This window comes from Arthrobacter sp. 01N444 (assembly GCF_056399305.1).
In genome coordinates, this window is sequence record NZ_JBFTRB010000031.1 from 1 (window position 1) to 5,082 (window position 5,082).

Genomic DNA, 5,082 nt, shown 5'->3' on the forward strand with positions numbered 1-5,082 from the left:
CCCTGGTGTGAACGTCTTTTGAATCCGTTCACGGGAAGAGTGTGTGGTGTAAGTTATCGGCCTATTAGTACCGGTCAGCTTCACGAGTCGTTAGTCCTCGCTTCCACATCCGGCCTATCAACCCAGTGGTCTGGCTGGGGGCCTCTCACACACAAGGTGTATGGAAATCTCATCTCGAAGCGAGCTTCCCGCTTAGATGCTTTCAGCGGTTATCCCATCCGAACGTAGCTAATCAGCGGTGCACTTGGCAGTACAACTGACACACCAGAGGTTCGTCCGTCCCGGTCCTCTCGTACTAAGGACAGCCCTTCTCAAATTTCCTGCGCGCGCAGCGGATAGGGACCGAACTGTCTCACGACGTTCTAAACCCAGCTCGCGTACCGCTTTAATGGGCGAACAGCCCAACCCTTGGGACCTACTCCAGCCCCAGGATGCGACGAGCCGACATCGAGGTGCCAAACCATGCCGTCGATATGGACTCTTGGGCAAGATCAGCCTGTTATCCCCGAGGTACCTTTTATCCGTTGAGCGACGGCCATTCCACAATGTACCGCCGGATCACTAGTCCCGACTTTCGTCCCTGCTCGAGATGTCTCTCTCACAGTCAAGCTCCCTTGTGCACTTACACTCGACACCTGATTGCCAACCAGGCTGAGGGAACCTTTGGGCGCCTCCGTTACTTTTTAGGAGGCAACCGCCCCAGTTAAACTACCCATCAGGCACTGTCCCTGACCCGGATTACGGGCCGAAGTTAGATGTCCAAAGTGACCAGAGTGGTATTTCAACGATGACTCCACCCGAACTGGCGTCCGGGCTTCAACGTCTCCCACCTATCCTACACAAGCCACTCCGAACACCAATACCAAACTATAGTAAAGGTCTCGGGGTCTTTCCGTCCTGCTGCGCGTAACGAGCATCTTTACTCGTACTGCAATTTCGCCGAGTTTATGGTTGAGACAGCGGGGAAGTCGTTACTCCATTCGTGCAGGTCGGAACTTACCCGACAAGGAATTTCGCTACCTTAGGATGGTTATAGTTACCACCGCCGTTTACTGGGGCTTAAATTCTCAGCTTCGCCTTGCGGCTAACCGGTCCTCTTAACCTTCCAGCACCGGGCAGGAGTCAGTCCGTATACATCGTCTTGCGACTTCGCACGGACCTGTGTTTTTAGTAAACAGTCGCTTCCCCCTGGTCTCTGCGGCCCCGATCCCCTCCCACCAGCAAGTGGTGTTCAAGGTTGGGGCCCCCCTTCTCCCGAAGTTACGGGGGCATTTTGCCGAGTTCCTTAACCATAATTCTCTCGATCGCCTTAGTATTCTCTACCTGATCACCTGTGTCGGTTTGGGGTACGGGCGGCTAAAACCTCGCGTCGATGCTTTTCTCGGCAGCATAGGATCACCGAATCCCCCCATACGGGGGTCCCGTCAGATCTCAGGCATCATGAACGGCGGATTTGCCTACCGTTCGCCCTACATCCTTAGACCGGGACAACCATCGCCCGGCTCGGCTACCTTCCTGCGTCACACCTGTTAATACGCTTGCCTCCCAGGATCAGGTCCCGCGCTCCACCAAAACCCTTCCACCACAAGGGYGSTMRGGCAGGTTTCGGGCGGTTAGTATCCCCTGTTCAGCATGGGCGGTTTTTCGCCGGTACGGGAATATCAACCCGTTGTCCATCGACTACGCCTGTCGGCCTCGCCTTAGGTCCCGACTTACCCAGGGCAGATTAGCTTGACCCTGGAACCCTTGATCATCCGGCGGACGGGTTTCTCACCCGTCTTTCGCTACTCATGCCTGCATTCTCACTCGTGTAGGCTCCACCGCTGGTTTCCACCGCGACTTCACTGCCCACACGACGCTCCCCTACCACTCCAGACGCCTGAACCACAAGGGCTTGGCTAATGTCTGAAATCCACAACTTCGGCGGTGTACTTGAGCCCCGCTACATTGTCGGCGCGGAATCACTTGACCAGTGAGCTATTACGCACTCTTTTAAGGATGGCTGCTTCTAAGCCAACCTCCTGGTTGTCTTCGCAACTCCACATCCTTTCCCACTTAGCACACGCTTAGGGGCCTTAGTTGGTGGTCTGGGCTGTTTCCCTCTCGACTATGAAGCTTATCCCCCACAGTCTCACTGCTGCGCTCTCACTTACCGGCATTCGGAGTTTGGCTGACGTCAGTAACCTTGTAGGGCCCATTAGCCATCCAGTAGCTCTACCTCCGGTAAGAAACACGCAACGCTGCACCTAAATGCATTTCGGGGAGAACCAGCTATCACGAAGTTTGATTGGCCTTTCACCCCTACCCACAGCTCATCCCCTCCATTTTCAACTGAAGTGGGTTCGGTCCTCCACGACGTCTTACCGTCGCTTCAACCTGGCCATGGGTAGATCACTTCGCTTCGGGTCTAGATCACGCCACTGCAACGCCCTATTCAGACTCGCTTTCGCTACGGCTTCCCCACACGGGTTAACCTCGCGACGTAACACTAACTCGCAGGCTCATTCTTCAAAAGGCACGCCGTCACCCCTACACGATCGCTCGCGGAGGCTCCGACGGATTGTAAGCACACGGTTTCAGGTACTGTTTCACTCCCCTCCCGGGGTACTTTTCACCTTTCCCTCACGGTACTGGTCCGCTATCGGTCATTAGGGAGTATTTAGGCTTATCAGGTGGTCCTGACAGATTCGCACGGGATTTCTCGGGCCCCGTGCTACTTGGGATACTTCACCAGGCGGTGCACAACATTTCGGTTACGGGGCTCACACCCTCTACGGCCGGCCTTTCAAGACCGTTCACCTATGCCTGCACTCTCACCTTCCCAGCCCGGCAGAGCTGGAGTGGGAAGTCCCACAACCCCGACCATGCAACGCCCGCCGGCTATCACACATGGAACGGTTTAGCCTGATCCGCGTTCGCTCGCCACTACTGACGGAATCACTATTGTTTTCTCTTCCTGCGGGTACTGAGATGTTTCACTTCCCCGCGTTCCCTCCACGCACCCTATGTGTTCAGATGCGGGTCACCAGGCAGCTCGCGCCCCTGGCGGGGTTTCCCCATTCGGACACCCTGGGATCACAGTCCGGTTATCGACTCCCCCAGGCTTATCGCAGATTCCTACGTCCTTCTTCGGCTCCTAATGCCAAGGCATCCACCGTGTGCTCTTAAAAACTTGACCACAAAAGATCAAGGAGTAATTTTCGAGACACACCCCACACACACCCCRCCCCCRAAAGGAGCAGAACAACCGTGTGATCGGTGCAGCCAGGAAACCAGAAACACAAGTCCCAYACCACCACCACGCACCCACCCCCGAAAGGGAAGGACAACGCGGCCGCGCCATGGTCCTGTTGCCTCAGGACCCAACAGTGTGCCAAACACTACCCAACAGCTCATTCCGGCGTGCGTTCCAGGACCCCCTCAAGAGAGCATCCGTACTAACTGCCGGCCTGTGCCGCCAGGCACCTATTTGTTGATATTCCACCCGTGAGCACCCGCCGCAGAACTWGCGTCTGCGCAACGGGCGTACTCCTGACAACCCCACCACACGGACATAACGCCCGGCAGGGTGGTTGTAGGTGCTCCTTAGAAAGGAGGTGATCCAGCCGCACCTTAACTGAGACCGGCTTTTTGGGATTAGCTCCACCTCACAGTATCGCAACCCTTTGTACCGGCCATTGTAGCATGCGTGAAGCCCAAGACATAAGGGGCATGATGATTTGACGTCGTCCCCACCTTCCTCCGAGTTGACCCCGGCAGTCTCCCATGAGTCCCCGCCATTACGCGCTGGCAACATGGAACGAGGGTTGCGCTCGTTGCGGGACTTAACCCAACATCTCACGACACGAGCTGACGACAACCATGCACCACCTGTGAACCGGCCCCAAAGGGGAAGGACTGTTTCCAGCCCGGTCCGGCCCATGTCAAGCCTTGGTAAGGTTCTTCGCGTTGCATCGAATTAATCCGCATGCTCCGCCGCTTGTGCGGGCCCCCGTCAATTCCTTTGAGTTTTAGCCTTGCGGCCGTACTCCCCAGGCGGGGCACTTAATGCGTTAGCTACGGCGCGGAAAACGTGGAATGTCCCCCACACCTAGTGCCCAACGTTTACGGCATGGACTACCAGGGTATCTAATCCTGTTCGCTCCCCATGCTTTCGCTCCTCAGCGTCAGTTAATGCCCAGAGACCTGCCTTCGCCATCGGTGTTCCTCCTGATATCTGCGCATTTCACCGCTACACCAGGAATTCCAGTCTCCCCTACATCACTCTAGTCTGCCCGTACCCACCGCAGATCCGGAGTTGAGCCCCGGACTTTCACGGCAGACGCGACAAACCGCCTACGAGCTCTTTACGCCCAATAATTCCGGATAACGCTTGCGCCCTACGTATTACCGCGGCTGCTGGCACGTAGTTAGCCGGCGCTTCTTCTGCAGGTACCGTCACTTTCGCTTCTTCCCTACTGAAAGAGGTTTACAACCCGAAGGCCGTCATCCCTCACGCGGCGTCGCTGCATCAGGCTTGCGCCCATTGTGCAATATTCCCCACTGCTGCCTCCCGTAGGAGTCTGGGCCGTGTCTCAGTCCCAGTGTGGCCGGTCACCCTCTCAGGCCGGCTACCCGTCGTCGCCTTGGTGAGCCATTACCTCACCAACAAGCTGATAGGCCGCGAGTCCATCCAAAACCACAATAAAGCTTTCCACCCCCCACCATGCGATGAGGAGTCATATCCGGTATTAGACCCAGTTTCCCAGGCTTATCCCAGAGTTAAGGGCAGGTTACTCACGTGTTACTCACCCGTTCGCCACTAATCCCCGGTGCAAGCACCGGATCATCGTTCGACTTGCATGTGTTAAGCACGCCGCCAGCGTTCATCCTGAGCCAGGATCAAACTCTCCGTTGAAGTAAAACAGACACAACATGCGCCCCCGGGAAAACGGGATRCACACGCTGCACAAAATTTGAAACCAGCCAAATAACACCAGACCACACCACGGGGTGGCGGGCCCGGCAAATTCAACCAATTCAATACAATAAATTGGTATCAACAAACTTGGCACACTATTGAGTTCTCAAACAACAGACACA

At 56.0% G+C, this 5,082-nt stretch carries 2 rRNA genes; both read right to left on the bottom strand.

Annotated elements, in window-relative coordinates:
* Window positions 1-43: 43 nt before the first annotated feature.
* A 23S ribosomal RNA gene (locus tag AC1DKN_RS20930) occupies window positions 44-3,178 on the bottom strand.
* A 340-nt stretch (window positions 3,179-3,518) separates the two neighbouring features.
* Window positions 3,519-4,897: ribosomal RNA gene (locus AC1DKN_RS20935) — 16S ribosomal RNA — on the bottom strand.
* Together the 16S and 23S rRNA genes form the textbook arrangement of a ribosomal RNA operon.
* Window positions 4,898-5,082: the final 185 nt, after the last annotated feature.